A 14135-nucleotide genomic window follows, 5' to 3' on the forward strand; every position below is an offset into this window, starting at 1 on the left:
ATCCGTGCATCGCCGCAACGCTATTTTGTGCATCGCACAAAATCCGCTTGACATTGAATCCGGCGTCTCTAAAATAGGAATTGTTGCGGCGCACCAAACAAGAAATGCGCCTTGACCCACCCACACGCCTGGGCTGGCCGAATCGGGCACAACACCGTCACGGCCCTGACATCTAGGCGGCTTAATTTGCTAGACCTTGAAGTTCACCACTGGAGACCAGCAATGATCCTCACCCCGGAACAAGTTGCAGCAGCGCAAAAGGCCAACCTCGAAACGTTGTTCGGCCTGACCACCAAGGCGTTTGAAGGCGTCGAAAAGCTCGTCGAGCTGAACCTGCAGGTCGTCAAGACCTCGTTCGCAGAAGGCGTCGACAACGCCAAGAAGGCACTGTCGGCCAAGGACGCGCAGGAACTGCTGGCCATCCAGGCCGCAGCCGTGCAGCCGGTTGCCGAAAAGACCCTGGCCTACACCCGCCACCTGTATGAAATCGCTTCGGAAACCCAGAGCGAGTTCACCAAGGTAGCCGAGGCCCAACTGGCCGAAGGCACGAAGAACGTGCAAGCCCTGGTCGAGAACCTCGCCAAGAACGCCCCGGCCGGTTCGGAATCGACCGTGGCCATCGTGAAGTCGGCGATCTCCGCTGCCAACAACGCCTACGAGTCGGTGCAGAAGGCGACCAAGCAAGCGGTCGAAATCGCTGAAACCAACTTCCAGGCTGCGGCATCGGCTGCCACCAAGGCTGCCCAGCAAGCCAGCGCCACGGCCCGTACGGCCACGGCGAAGAAGACGACGGCTGCCTGATAGCTGCCTGCGTTGAAGATGGACCGGCTGCGGCCGGTCCGTTGGCAAAGCATATCGACGCCTGGCGTTTGCGGTGTGCTTTGCCAACGATGAAGGTAGTGCCCTGACTGAGTTGCACCGGCGCTGCCTTGCCTGCCGATGTCTCCTCGGTACCGCGGTCTCCTTGTCCAAAGGTATCGTTAAACCCGACCTCTACAGGTCGGGCTTTTTTTTGCTCTTCACCCTTCCACCAGGTTGGTCCCAGTGACCAGCGGCTGTGGGCCCTGCGCCTGCATGCCGGCTTATTCCCCGATGTGCACAGGAATCCGCCGCCGCCCAAACTGACGCTCAAAATTCCCGAAACGTCCTGCAATCTGCGCAAAGCAGTCTGGGCAAGTTCCCGTGGGAGTCAGGCGATAGCTTTCGATCGCATGCCAGTCGCGCACAATGAGCTGCGCGCGGCAAGCGGGGCAATAGGTGGTGGCACCGGCGGTGTCGTGGACGTTGCCGGTGTAGACGTAGTGCAGTCCCTCCGCCAGCGCGTGCTTGCGGGCGCGCGCAAGGGTGGAACATGGTGTCGGCGGCACGTCGCGCATCTTGTAGTCCGGATGGAATCCGGTGAAGTGCAGCGGGACGTCAGGGCCAAGCTCCCTGGCGATCCACTGGGCCTCGGCCCGAATCTCGTCATCGCTGTCGTTCTTGCCGGGAATGAGCAGCGTCGTGATCTCCAGCCAGACATCGGTTTCGTGCTTCAGGTACTGGAGCGTCTCCAGTACCGGCTGCAGGTGCGCCCCGGTGAAGGCAAGATAGAACGCGTCGGTAAAGCCTTTCAGATCGACGTTTGCCGCATCCATCCTGGCGTAGAAATCACGCCGCGCCTCGGCGCCCATATACCCGGCGGTCACCGCCACCGCCTTGATGCCCAGTTCGTGGCAGGCATCGGCTACGTCCATGGCGTATTCGGCGAAGATCACCGGGTCGTTGTAGGTGAAGGCCACGCTCTTGCAACCGTGCGCCGCCGCCGATGCTGCGATCGCTTCGGGCATGGCCGCATCGGCCAGGGTCTCCATCTCGCGCGATTTACTGATATCCCAGTTCTGGCAGAACTTGCAGGCCAGGTTGCAGCCGGCCGTGCCGAACGACAGGACGGCGGAGCCCGGGAAAAAGTGGTTGAGCGGCTTCTTTTCGACAGGATCGATACAGAAGCCCGACGAGCGGCCGTATGCGGTCAGCACCATCCGATCGCCGACGCGCTGGCGCACGAAGCAAGCGCCGCGCTGCTCGTCATGCAAGCGGCAGTGGCGCGGGCACAGGTCGCATTGCATGCGGCCGTCATCCAGGAAATGCCAGTAACGGCCGGGATAGCTCCCTGAACCGGGCACATCCTTCATGGATGGTCCTTGTGCGGTTTGCTGATCACTGTTACCGACAACACATCCAGGTCGAAGAACGGGCTGTCCGCCGGAGGCGGGGGCAATCCGGCACCCCAGCCGGCGATGGCATGCTTGATGTACTCTGCCATCTGCTCGTCGGCAACGTCCCTGGGCTGGTCGATCATCACGACAAAGCGGCGAGTGCTCATGGCGGATCCTTTATGGCGCCCATTACAGACAACCATGGTGGCATCACGAAGGTGTCCGGCATCATCGACGCCGGCGACCCCATTCACGCGACGTTTAGCGATATACCAGCACCGGAATCTTGCTGTGGGTCAGTACCTTCAGGGTTTCGCTGCCGATCAACAGCCCCTTCACACCCCGGCGTCCATGAGACGCCATGACAATCAGGTCACAATCCTTTTCTTCTGCAGCCTTGATGATGGCATCGTAGGGGTGATCGTCGACCACGCTGCTGGTGTCACAGGGCACGCCTGCCGCGGCGGCCTCTCGCGCGATGCCGTCGAGGTATTTCGATGCGTCCTCTAGGACAGCCTCTTCGAACTGCTCTCGGGTGTCGGTGAGCATTTCGGTGTGGTAAGTCGTGATGTGGAAATCTGGGCAGGCGCGCACCGCTGTAATGCTGGCCTGCGTCTCCTGCGCGAACGCCAGTGCCTTGCGAAAGGCCGCTTCGGCCAGAGCGGAGCCGTCTACCGCAACAAGAAGATGCCTGAACACGTCGTGCCTCCTTGTCAGCTAAACGGTAGCCACCGGGGGGGCCACCGGATCCCGCCACCAGGCACCCGGCAAGCGAGATCGGCCGCGTGCGAATATGCAGTGCCGCCCTCGGTTGCCTTGGGGTGCATGCCGGCTGAGTTCAGTATAGGCATCGAAGGTCTTGCGCCGGTCCTGGCGCAATCGGCACCCTGGCCGCGCCGCAAGCGGCCGTGGCAGCCAGACCTCGCGGGCGCCGGCAAATTCTGGCGGTTAATTGCACAATTGCCTATGAAAAAGCCCGCCTGGGCTGGCGGGCTTTCTCGCTTGCAGCGAACGGCGCTCAGCGCTTGCGCGGCGGCGGCACGTCAGTACACGTACCTTCATAAATCTCCGCCGCCATGCCGATCGATTCACCCAGCGTCGGGTGCGGATGGATGGTCTTGCCGATATCCACCGCGTCGGCGCCCATCTCGATCGCCAGGCAGACCTCGCTGATCAGGTCGCCGGCATGCGTGCCGACGATGCCGCCGCCGATCACGCGATGGGTTTCCTCGTCGAAGATCAGCTTGGTGAAGCCCTCGTCGCGGCCGTTGGCGATGGCGCGGCCCGAAGCCGCCCAGGGGAACACGCCCTTGCTGTACTTGATCCCCTTCGCCTTGCACTCGTCTTCGGTCAGGCCAGCCCAGGCCACTTCCGGATCGGTGAAGGCCACCGACGGGATCTGCTTGGCGTCGAAGTAGGCCTTCTCGCCATGGGCGGCTTCCGCTGCCACGTGGGCTTCGTGCACGGCCTTGTGCGCCAGCATCGGCTGGCCGACGATATCGCCGATCGCAAAGATATGCGGCACGTTGGTGCGCAACTGATTGTCGACGTCGATAAAGCCGCGGTCGGTCACGGCAACGCCGGCCTTCTCGGCGCTGATGCGCTTGCCGTTGGGCGAGCGGCCCACCGACACCAGCACCAGGTCGTAGCGCTGCGGCTCGGCCGGCGCGGCCTCGCCTTCGAACTTGACGTAGATGCCGTCCGGCCTGGCTTCCACGCCGACGGTCTTGGTCTTCAGCATGACCTTGCCGAAGCGGTCCTTGTTCTTCTTTTCCCAGACCTTGACCAGGTCGCGGTCAGCGCCGTTCATCAGGCCGTCGAGCATTTCCACGACGTCGATGTCGGCACCCAGCGTGCTGTACACCGTGGCCATTTCCAGGCCGATGATGCCGCCGCCGATGACCAGCATCTTGTTGGGCACTTCGGGCAGCTCCAGCGCGCCGGTCGAGTCGACGATGCGCGGGTCCTCCGGGATAAAGGGCAGCTTCACCGCCTGGCTGCCGGCGGCGATGATGGCCTTCTCGAAGCGGATCACGGTTTTCTTGCCGGTGGTCTGCTTGCCCTCGCCTTCAGTCAGCTCCACCTCCAGGTGATGCGGGTCGAGGAAATTGCCGACGCCGCGCACCACCTGCACCTTGCGTGCCTTGGCCATGCCGGCCAGGCCGCCGGTCAGCTTGCCGACCACCTGGTTCTTGTAGTGGCGCAGGCCGTCCAGGTCGATCTTGGCTTCGCCGAACAGGATGCCGTGGGCGGCCAGCGCCTTGGCTTCGTCGATCACGGCGGCGTTGTGCAGCAGCGCCTTGGACGGGATGCAGCCAACGTTCAGGCAGACGCCGCCCAGGGTGCCGTAGCGCTCCACCAGCACGGTGTTCATGCCCAGGTCCGCGGCGCGGAAGGCGGCCGAGTAGCCGCCGGGGCCGGCGCCCAGCACCAGCATCTCGCACTGGATATCGGCGCCGCCGCTGTGGCTGGCGGCGGCAGGAGCCGGGGCCGGAGCAGCCGCCGCGGGTGCGGGAGCCTGCGCCGGTGCCGGGGCTTGCGCGGGCGCCGGGGCGGCCGCGGCCTGCTGGGCGTCGATGGTGCAGATCACCGCGCCCTGGCCGACCTTGTCGCCGACCTTGACCTTGACCTCGACCACCTTGCCGGCGGCCGACGACGGCACGTCCATGCTGGCCTTGTCGGATTCCAGCACGATCAGGGACTGTTCCACCTCGACCGTGTCGCCGGCCTTGACCAGCACCTCGATCACTTCCACAGCGTCGAAATCGCCGATATCCGGCACCTTGACTTCGATCACACTCATGTTTGCTCCTCTATGCGCGCCCGCCTCTCGGCTTCAGGGCGCGCCGTCGTTGTTGGTTGCCGCGCTGTCGGGTGCTGTATTGCCGGCCGACGGATTGCCGCCCGTGGCACCGCCAGCCGCCGGTGCCGGTGCGGCGTCACCCTCGTGCAGCCGCACGGTGTGCACCTCGATCGGCCCCGCCGAACTCTTGTCGAACTCCACGCCCGCATCGACGCCGATACGCGCGATCTCGCCCGCATCCAGGTCAGGCCGGTCATAGACCGCATGCATCGCGCCCAGCGCGTAGTTGCGGCCCGAGCCGATGCCCCAGAAGCGGTCGAACGAAAACACCTCACGGTACGAGTAGACGCCGAAGATGCCCGCCGGATTGGCGATCAGGCATACGATCTGCGACGACTCGTAGGGATCGTCCTCGTCTTCCTTGGTGTTGACGAAATATTCCGACTTCAGCTTCTCATGCACCTTCAGGAAGGTGCGGAACACGTCATCGCGCGAACCCAGCCGGCACTCGTCGCCCAGCCCCGCCAGCAGCGTGCGCATGACCGGGAAGTGCGCGGTGGTCCCGGCCAGCGCGATAAAGCCGTCGCCGACTGGGAAGACCTTCTGGTTGCGCTCGTAGGCGCGCGACAGGCGCGTGTCGCCAAAGGTGACCAGCGCGTCTGCCGCGATGGCCACCTCGGCGCCCTTCCTGACGACCACGCAGGTAGTCATGGCTCGCTCCCGGTTGCGCGTGGTGCGCCAGGCAGGCCAGGCCGTCGCCCTGCCCGCCCGGCGCAACCCCGCTTACAGCAGGATCCGGCGGAAATCCGCCAGCAGTTGCCCGAAGTACGTGTTGAAGCGCGCGGCCTCGGCACCGTCGATGACGCGGTGGTCCCACGACAGCGACAGCGGCAGCGTCAGGCGCGGCAGGAACTGCTTGCCGTCCCACACGGGCTTCTGGTACGACTTGCACACGCCCATGATGGCCACTTCCGGCGCATTGATGATCGGCGTGAAGTACGTGCCGCCAATGCCGCCCAGCGACGAGATCGAGAAGCAGCCGCCCTGCATCTGGTCCGGCTTGAGCTTGCCGTCGCGTGCCAGCTTGGCCAGATCGTTCATCTCCTGGCTGATCTCCAGCACGCCCTTCTTGTCTGCGTCCTTGATCACCGGCACGACCAGGCCGTTCGGGGTGTCGGCGGCGAAACCGATGTTGAAGTACTTCTTCAGCACCAGGTTGTCACCGTCCAGCGAGGCATTGAAGTTCGGGAACTTCTTCAGCGCCGCCACCGTGGCCTTGATCATGAACGCGAGCATCGTCACCTTGATGCCGGCCTTCTCGTTTTCCTTGTTCAGCTGGACGCGGAAGGCTTCCAGTTCGGTGATGTCCGCTTCGTCATGGTTGGTGACGTGCGGGATCATGACCCAGTTGCGGTGCAGGTTGGCGCCCGAGATCTTCTTGATGCGCGACAGGGCCTTGCTTTCGACCTCGCCGAAGCGGGTGAAATCGACCTTCGGCCACGGCAGCAGGCCGAGCTCGCCACCACCGGCGCCAGCCGCGGCGGCCTGCGCGGGCGCGGCGGCCTGGCCGCTCATCACGCCCTTGACGTAGCTCTGCACGTCTTCCTGGGTGATACGGCCCTTGGGGCCGGTGCCCGGCACGCGCGACACCTCCACGCCCAGCTCGCGTGCGAACTTGCGCACCGAGGGGCTGGCGTGGGCGGCCTTGCCGGTTGCGCCAGCGGCGGCCGGCGCGGCAGCAGGCGCTGCGGCCGGAGCCGGGGCGGCTGCGGGGGCCGGTGCGGGCGCGCTGACAGCCGGAGCCGGAGCCGCGGCCGCAGCGGCGGCGGGGGCGGCCGCAGCGGCCGCGCCTTCCAGGATCAGCAGCAGCGTGCCCTGGGCGACGTTGTCGCCGACCTTGACCTTGACTTCCTTGACCACGCCGCCTTGCGGCGACGGCACGTCCATGGTGGCCTTGTCGGACTCCAGCGTCACCACGGCGTCTTCGGCGTTGATGGTGTCGCCCGCCTTGACGTGGACTTCGATGACCGGCACGGCGTCGTAGTCGCCGATATCAGGCACCTTCACCTCGATGATGCCGCCACCGCCAGCCGGCGCTGCGGCCGGGGCCGGCGCAGGGGCTGCGGCGGGTGCCGGGGCCGGGGCAGCGGCGGCAGGCGCCGGTGCGGCTGCGGGCGCGGGCGCAGCAGCGGCCTGCCCGGCCGGCTCCAGCATCACCAGCACCGAGCCTTCGGCAACGTTGTCGCCAACCTTGATCCTGACTTCCTTGACCACGCCGCCCTGCGGCGAGGGCACGTCCATGGTGGCCTTGTCCGACTCCAGCGTCACCAGCGCGTCTTCCGCGTCGATGCTGTCGCCGGGTTTCACATGCACTTCAATGACGGGAACGGCGTCATAGTCGCCGATATCCGGCACCTTGATTTCAATCGCTTGACTCATTCAGTGTCTCCTGGGCAGGCCGGCACGCGCGACGTCCGCAAGCGGCGAGATTACCTTCGCCGCCCGCTTCTGTCACGCCGCCATGCCGCAAGGCGCCGTCCGGGCTCTGCCCGGGGCGCCCGCGGCACGGCGTTGCCGTACTGCGGGGGTTGGTGCTGGCTGCCGGATCAGACCGACATCGGGTTGGGCTTGTTCGGGTCGAGGTTGTACTTCTTGATGGCCTCGGCGACCTTGTCGCGGCCGATCGCACCCTCGTCGGCCAGCGCCTTGAGCGCGGCCAGCGTGACCCAGTAGCGGTCCACTTCAAAGAAGTGGCGCAGCTTCTCGCGCGTATCCGAGCGGCCGAAGCCGTCGGTGCCCAGCACCACGTAGCGGCGCTGCACGAACGGACGGATCTGCTCGGCAAAGGCGCGCACGTAGTCGGTGGAGGCGATCACCGGGCCGCGGGCCGACTTCAGGCTCTTGGCCACGTGCGATTCGCGCGGGGTCTCGGTCGGGTGCAGCAGGTTGAAGCGCTCGACGTCGTGGCCTTCGCGGGCCAGTTCGGTGAAGCTCGGGCAGCCCCACAGGTCCGACTCCACGCCCCAGTCCTTCTTGAGGAGGTCAGCAGCGGCGATCACTTCGCGGAAGATCGTGCCCGAGCCCAGCAGCTGCACGCGCGGCGCGTTGCTGTTCTCGACGCCCTTGCGGAACTGGTACATGCCCTTGACGATGTCCTGCTCTACGCCAGCCGGCATTTCCGGATGCTCGTAGTTCTCGTTCATCACCGTCAGGTAGTAGTAGACATCTTCCTGCTCGGCGTACATGCGGCGCAGGCCGTCCTGCATGACCACCGCCAACTCGTACTGGAAGGTCGGGTCATACGAGATGCAGTTCGGGATGGCGGCGTGGAACACGTGCGAGTGGCCATCTTCATGCTGCAGGCCTTCGCCGTTCAGCGTGGTGCGGCCAGCGGTGCCGCCCAGCAGGAAGCCGCGCGAGCGCATGTCGGCAGCGGCCCAGCACAGGTCGCCGATACGCTGGATGCCGAACATCGAGTAGTAGATGTAGAACGGGATCATCTGCACGCCGTGCGTCGAGTACGACGTGGCGGCGGCGATCCAGTCGCACATGGCGCCGGCTTCGTTGATGCCTTCCTGCAGCACCTGGCCAGTCTGCGATTCCTTGTAGAACATCAACTGGTCATGGTCTTCCGGCACGTACTTCTGGCCTTCCTGGTTCCAGATGCCGATCTGGCGGAACAGGCCTTCCATGCCGAAGGTGCGCGACTCGTCCGGGACGATGGGCACCACGTGCTTGCCGATCTGCTTGTCTTTCAGCAGGGTGTTCAGGATCCGCACGAAGGCCATGGTGGTGGACACTTCGCGGCCTTCGCCGGTGGCCTTGAGCAGGGCGTCGAACGCAGCCAGTTGCGGCACCGGCAGCGCCTCGGCCTTCTGGCGGCGGGCCGGCAGGTAGCCGCCCAGGTTCATGCGCGCCTGGCGCATGTATTCCAGTTCCTTCGAGCCTTCCTCGAAGGTGATGTACGGCACCTCTTCCAGCTTGTCGTCGGCAACCGGGATGCTGAACTGGTCGCGGAACTTGCGGATCGCGTCCACCGGCATCTTCTTCTGCTGGTGGGCCACGTTCATGGCCTGGCCGGCTTCGCTCATGCCATAGCCCTTGATGGTCTTGGCCAGGATCAGCGTGGGCTGGCCCTTGTGCTCGCTGGCGGCCTTGTAGGCGGCATAGATCTTGTGCGGATCGTGGCCGCCGCGGTTCAGGCGCCAGATGTCGTCGTCGGACCAGTCGGCCACCATCGCCTTCAGTTCAGGCGTGTTGAAGAAGTGCTCGCGGACGTAGGCGCCGTCCTTGGCCTTCATGGTCTGGTACTCGCCGTCGACGCATTCCATCATGCGCTTCATCAGCAGGCCCTTGGTGTCGCGCGCCAGCAGGGAATCCCACTTGCTGCCCCACACCACCTTGATCACGTTCCAGCCGGCACCGCGGAACTCGGATTCCAGTTCCTGGATGATCTTGCCGTTGCCGCGCACCGGACCGTCCAGGCGCTGCAGGTTGCAGTTGATGACGAAGACCAGGTTGTCGAGCTTCTCGCGGCCGGCCATGCCGATCGCGCCCAGCGATTCCGGCTCATCGGTCTCGCCGTCGCCCAGGAAGGCCCAGACCTTGCGGTCGCCGGCCTTGGCCAGGCCGCGGCTGTCCAGGTACTTCATGAAGCGGGCCTGGTAGATGGCCATGATCGGGCCCAGGCCCATCGACACCGTCGGGAACTGCCAGAAGTCCGGCATCAGCCACGGGTGCGGGTAGGACGAAATGCCCTTGCCGTCCACTTCCTGGCGGAAGTTGTCGAGCTGGTCCTGGGTCAGGCGGCCGAGCAGGAAGGCGCGCGAATACACGCCCGGAGCCGAGTGGCCCTGCACGAAGACCAGGTCGCCGCCGCTGGCTTCCGACGGGGCGCGCCAGAAGTGGTTGTAGCCGACGTCATACAGCGTGGCCGCCGAGGCAAACGACGAGATGTGGCCGCCGACGTTGGTGTGCTTGTTGGCGCGCAGCACCATCGCCATGGCGTTCCAGCGGGTGTACGAGCGGATGCGGTGCTCGATGTCCTGGTCGCCGGGGATGCGGGCCTGCTGCTCGACCGGAATCGTGTTGATGTACTGCGTTTCGGCGTGGAACGGCTGGGTGACGCCGTTCACGCGTGCGTATTCGATCTGCTTGTCGATCAGGAAAGCGGCGCGCGCCGGACCTTCGGCGGCCAGGACGCCCTGCAGGGCGTCGAGCCATTCATGGGTTTCCTGGGGATCGGCGTCGTTGGCGCTCGAGGCGCCGAGAATCTGCTCTGGTACGGCGGACATGACTGTCTCCTGGGTGAATTCTTTGCATCCGCGCCCGCGCTGGCAGCGCCCGGACACGACTTTACGTATGACTCGCACCGACTTGCGGATCCGGCGCCATGCCGCCTTGCATCGGGGCCACCGCCGGGAAACCTGTTCCGGTTTCTCCGCGCGGCAGGCGCATGGCTGCCGCCCGCATTCTTGGGTCGAACCGATTCTATGAAAGCCCAAAGTCCAACACAAGCGAAATTTTCAAATTGCGGTATCGTTTTTTATAATGTGGAATTATGCGGCAGCGCACCAAGAATCACCGCCCGGCCGGCCCGCCATGTGCCATAAGCCTGCCCGCACCGGCCGCAGCAGCAATGTTTTCATTGGCGCTTTCCCCAAGCGACGCACCGCAATAATCTCGGTACACTGGTCGGTCAGCCGTCAATCCCTCCCATGCCGTTTTTCGACCGACTCCTTTCCAGCCTGCGTGCAGCCATGCTTCCTCCCGACGCGTCGGGGTCAGTCAAGGCGGCCGGAGGCGATCCCGCGCACGCCCCTTCGCCGGCGGCCGGACTGGGGCCGATCGAGGCGCTGGGCCCCGACGACGGCGCCCCCGTGGCCGCACCGCGCGGGCTGTGGTGGCTGCGCTGGCGCAACCTGGTGGCCACCAGCTGGTTCATGTTTATCCCGCTGGTTGCCATCGTACTGTTCACGGTGGCCATGGGCGTGATCCTGTGGTCCCTGCACGAAACCGAGCGCCAGCAGCAGCGCGACGCCCTGTACCGCGACGCCGCCTGGGCGCAGCAGCGCGTGCGCCTGTCGCTGCTGAGCAACCAGGACCAGCTGGCCTCGCTGGCGCGCGACATCGCCGCCGCGCAGCTTGAGCAAGGCGCCTACCGCACCGCGGCGCAGGAAATCCTGCGCGAAAACCCCGAGATCGTCTTCATCAACTGGCTCGATGCCACCAAGCGCGGCCGCTGGTCGCTGCCATCGACCTCGGAATTCGCCAGCCGCCTGCGCGAGAACCAGGACCAGCCGCTCGAACCGGAAGTGCTCGACACCTTCGACGCCGCGCGCGAGACCCAGCGCGTGGTCTATTCGCGCCCGCTGGTCAACGAGCGCGGCGACAGCTTCATGCTGATGGAAGTGCCGATCGTGCGCGACAACGAGTTCCTCGGCACGCTCGGCGCGCTGTACTCGATCAACGGCATCCTGACGCACCTGCTGCCACCCGAGCTGACCGAGCGCTACCGCTTCTCGCTGATCGACAAGAACAACCAGACCCGCGCCAGCACCTCATTGCGGCCGGTGCCGGGCAATGCGCTGTCGTATGAGGTGCTGCTGGATCCGCCGGGCCACTCGCTGTCGCTGCGCGCCGATGCCTACCCGTCGGCGTCGAACCTGCCCAACAACATGCTGCTGTGGCTGGTGGTGGGGCTGTCGTGTTTCCTGCTGTGGAGCCTGTGGAGCATGTGGCGCCACACCAGCCGCCGCTCCGAGGCGCAGCGCGCGCTGCTGGCCGAGACCTCGTTCCGGCGCGCGATGGAAAACTCGATGCTGATCGGCCTGCGCGCGCTCGACCTGAACGGCCGCATCACCTATGTCAACCCGGCCTTCTGCCGCATGACCGGCTGGCAGGAGAACGACCTGGTCGGGCGCCTGCCGCCCTTCCCCTACTGGCCGCCCAACGACCAGCAGGAGATGCAGAAGCAGATCGACCTGACCCTGCAGGGCAAGTCGCCCGCCGGCGGCTATGAGATGCGCGTGATGCGCCGCGACGGCAGCAGCTTCTACGCGCGCATGTACGTGTCGCCGCTGGTGGACAGCCGCGGCCGCCATACCGGCTGGATGAGCTCGATGACGGACATCACCGAGCCCAAGCGCGCGCGCGAGGAACTGGCCGCGGCGCACGACCGCTTCACCACGGTGCTGGAAAGCCTGGACGCCGCGGTGTCGGTGCTGGCCACCGACAAGGCGGAGCTGCTCTTTGCCAACCGCTATTACCGCCAGCTGTTCGGCTGGGAGGCCGAGGGCCACCTGAAGCTGGCCGGCGACGAACTCGACAAGGACCAGGTCTCCAGCGACAACACCGACTACGTCGACGCCTACGCCGGGCTGCCCGCGTCCGAGCTGATGCCATATGCGTCCGACGCGCGCGAGGTGTTCGTGCCGGACATGCAGAAGTGGTTCGAAGTGCGCCGCCGCTATATCCAGTGGGTCGACGGCCACCTGGCGCAGATGCAGATCGCCACCGACATCACCGCGCGCAAGGCCGCCGAGGAAATGGCGCGCCAGCATGAAGAGCGCCTGCAGTTCACCAGCCGCCTGACCACCATGGGCGAGATGGCCTCGTCGCTGGCGCATGAGCTGAACCAGCCGCTGGCGGCCATCAACAACTACTGCATGGGCGCGGTGGCACGGCTGCACTCGGGCCGCAGCACGCCCGAGGACCTGATCCCGGTGCTGGAAAAGACCTCGGCCCAGGCGGTGCGCGCGGGCACCATCATCAGCCGCATCCGCGGTTTCGTGAAGCGCAGCCAGCCGCAGCGGCGCGAGGCCGCGCTGCACGACATCGTCGCCGACGCGGTGGGCCTGGCCGACCTGGAGGCCACGCGCCGCCGCGTCACCATCCTGACCCGCCTGCCGACCCCGCCGCTGACGGTCTATGTCGACCCGGTGCTGATCGAGCAGGTGCTGGTGAACCTGCTCAAGAACGCCGTGGAAGCCATGGCCGGCCTGCCGGCGCTGCATGCCGGCGGCGTGGTGCGCCTGCACGCGCGGGTGGAGCCGGGCGAGATCGGCGACAACGTCCATATCGACGTGATCGACCAGGGCCCGGGCGTGGACGAAGCCACCAAGGAGCGCCTGTTCGAGCCCTTCTTCAGCACCAAGTCCGACGGCATGGGCATGGGGCTGAACATCTGCCGCTCGATCATCGAGTCGCACCAGGGCCGCCTGTGGGTGGAGAACAATGCCGACGGCATCGGATGTACATTTAAAATCATGCTGCCGCTGCAATCGGCACTGGCCGAGCATTAAGCCGAACCACAGGCCCTGTTGCCGGGGCCTTCGCGCCCGGGCATACCCAAGAATTCCAAAAATGGCCGGCCCGCCCCGTTTCCCCCACGGATGTGGGGGGCCTGTCTCGCCACAGAGGGCCGCTGCCGGTTACACTTCGCAGCAATGAATTGTTGTCCCGAGGAGACTACATGACCGCAACGCCAAACCCCACGCCCCACCGCGGCGAGACCGTGTTCATCGTCGACGACGATGAAGCCATGCGCGACTCGCTGACCTGGCTGCTGGAGGGCAATGGCTATCAGGTGCGCAGCTTCACCAGCGCCGAGCAGTTCCTCGCCGCCTACGATGCCAGCCAGGTGTCGTGCCTGATCCTCGACGTGCGCATGCCCGGCATGAGCGGCCCGGAACTGCAGGAGCGCATGCTGGCCGAGCAGATCGACATTCCCATCGTCTTTATCACCGGCCACGGCGACGTGCCGATGGCGGTGTCGACGATGAAGCGCGGCGCCATCGACTTCATCGAAAAGCCCTTCGATGAGTCCGAGCTGCGCGCACTGGTCGAGCGCATGCTGACCAAGGCCCGCACCGACCATTCCGCCGCACGCGAGCAGCGCGCCGCCAAGGACCTGCTGGGCAAGCTGACCACGCGCGAGCAGCAGGTGCTGGAGCGCATCGTGGCCGGCCGCCTGAACAAGCAGATCGCCGACGACCTGGGTATTTCCATCAAGACCGTGGAGGCGCACCGCGCCAACATCATGGAAAAGCTCAACGTCAACACCGTCGCCGACCTGCTGCGCCTGGCGCTGTCGCGCAACAGCTGAGCGGCCGGCGCCTGCCTCTGCCTGACCCGGT

Annotated in this window: 10 protein-coding genes; 3 read left to right on the forward strand and 7 right to left on the reverse strand. The window is 65.7% G+C overall.

Annotation, left to right across the window (positions count from 1 at the left end; all coding sequences use genetic code 11):
• Positions 1 to 222: 222 nt before the first annotated feature.
• Positions 223 to 801: a TIGR01841 family phasin PhaP1 gene (gene phaP1 / locus ACW4E8_RS06805; RefSeq protein WP_456803822.1), complete on the forward strand. Its 579-nt coding sequence runs from the start codon at positions 223 to 225 to the stop codon at positions 799 to 801.
• A gap of 281 nt (positions 802 to 1082) precedes the next feature.
• Here the strand turns inward: phaP1 and amrS are convergent, their stop codons facing one another.
• The 7 genes from amrS to aceE form a co-directional block, all read right to left on the reverse strand.
• The gene (gene amrS / locus ACW4E8_RS06810) at positions 1083 to 2171 is read right to left on the reverse strand and encodes an AmmeMemoRadiSam system radical SAM enzyme (RefSeq protein WP_456803823.1); all 1089 of its coding nucleotides are present in this window, start codon (positions 2169 to 2171) and stop codon (positions 1083 to 1085) included.
• On the reverse strand, positions 2168 to 2362 hold the full coding sequence (locus ACW4E8_RS06815; RefSeq protein WP_456803824.1) for a hypothetical protein: 195 nt from the start codon (positions 2360 to 2362) through the stop codon (positions 2168 to 2170). The genes amrS and ACW4E8_RS06815 overlap by 4 nt, the downstream gene beginning before the upstream one ends.
• A 94-nt stretch (positions 2363 to 2456) precedes the next feature.
• The gene (locus ACW4E8_RS06820) at positions 2457 to 2894 is read right to left on the reverse strand and encodes a universal stress protein (RefSeq protein WP_316149167.1); all 438 of its coding nucleotides are present in this window, start codon (positions 2892 to 2894) and stop codon (positions 2457 to 2459) included.
• Positions 2895 to 3213: 319 nt separating this feature from the next.
• Positions 3214 to 4998: a dihydrolipoyl dehydrogenase gene (lpdA, locus tag ACW4E8_RS06825; RefSeq protein WP_456803825.1), complete on the reverse strand. Its 1785-nt coding sequence runs from the start codon at positions 4996 to 4998 to the stop codon at positions 3214 to 3216.
• A 33-nt stretch (positions 4999 to 5031) separates the two neighbouring features.
• Positions 5032 to 5709 (reverse strand): MFS transporter, encoded by a 678-nt coding sequence (locus ACW4E8_RS06830; protein WP_456803826.1) that lies wholly within the window; start codon positions 5707 to 5709, stop codon positions 5032 to 5034.
• 72 nt (positions 5710 to 5781) lie between these two features.
• Positions 5782 to 7437 carry a dihydrolipoyllysine-residue acetyltransferase gene (gene aceF / locus ACW4E8_RS06835; RefSeq protein WP_456803827.1) on the reverse strand — a complete coding sequence of 552 codons (1656 nt, stop codon included), beginning with the start codon at positions 7435 to 7437 and terminating at the stop codon, positions 5782 to 5784.
• 167 nt (positions 7438 to 7604) lie between these two features.
• On the reverse strand, positions 7605 to 10292 hold the full coding sequence (gene aceE, locus ACW4E8_RS06840; protein WP_456803828.1) for a pyruvate dehydrogenase (acetyl-transferring), homodimeric type: 2688 nt from the start codon (positions 10290 to 10292) through the stop codon (positions 7605 to 7607).
• Between the two features lie 423 nt (positions 10293 to 10715).
• Here aceE and ACW4E8_RS06845 point away from each other — a divergent pair, with 423 nt between their 5' ends.
• Together ACW4E8_RS06845 and ACW4E8_RS06850 are read left to right on the forward strand one after the other, a co-directional pair.
• A complete protein-coding gene (locus ACW4E8_RS06845) occupies positions 10716 to 13301 on the forward strand; it encodes a PAS domain S-box protein (protein ID WP_456803829.1) in 2586 nt (861 codons plus the stop codon).
• Positions 13302 to 13471: 170 nt separating this feature from the next.
• A complete protein-coding gene (locus ACW4E8_RS06850; protein ID WP_010813074.1) occupies positions 13472 to 14104 on the forward strand; it encodes a response regulator transcription factor in 633 nt (210 codons plus the stop codon).
• Positions 14105 to 14135 lie beyond the last annotated feature (31 nt).

The organism is Cupriavidus sp. CP313, assembly GCF_054072015.1.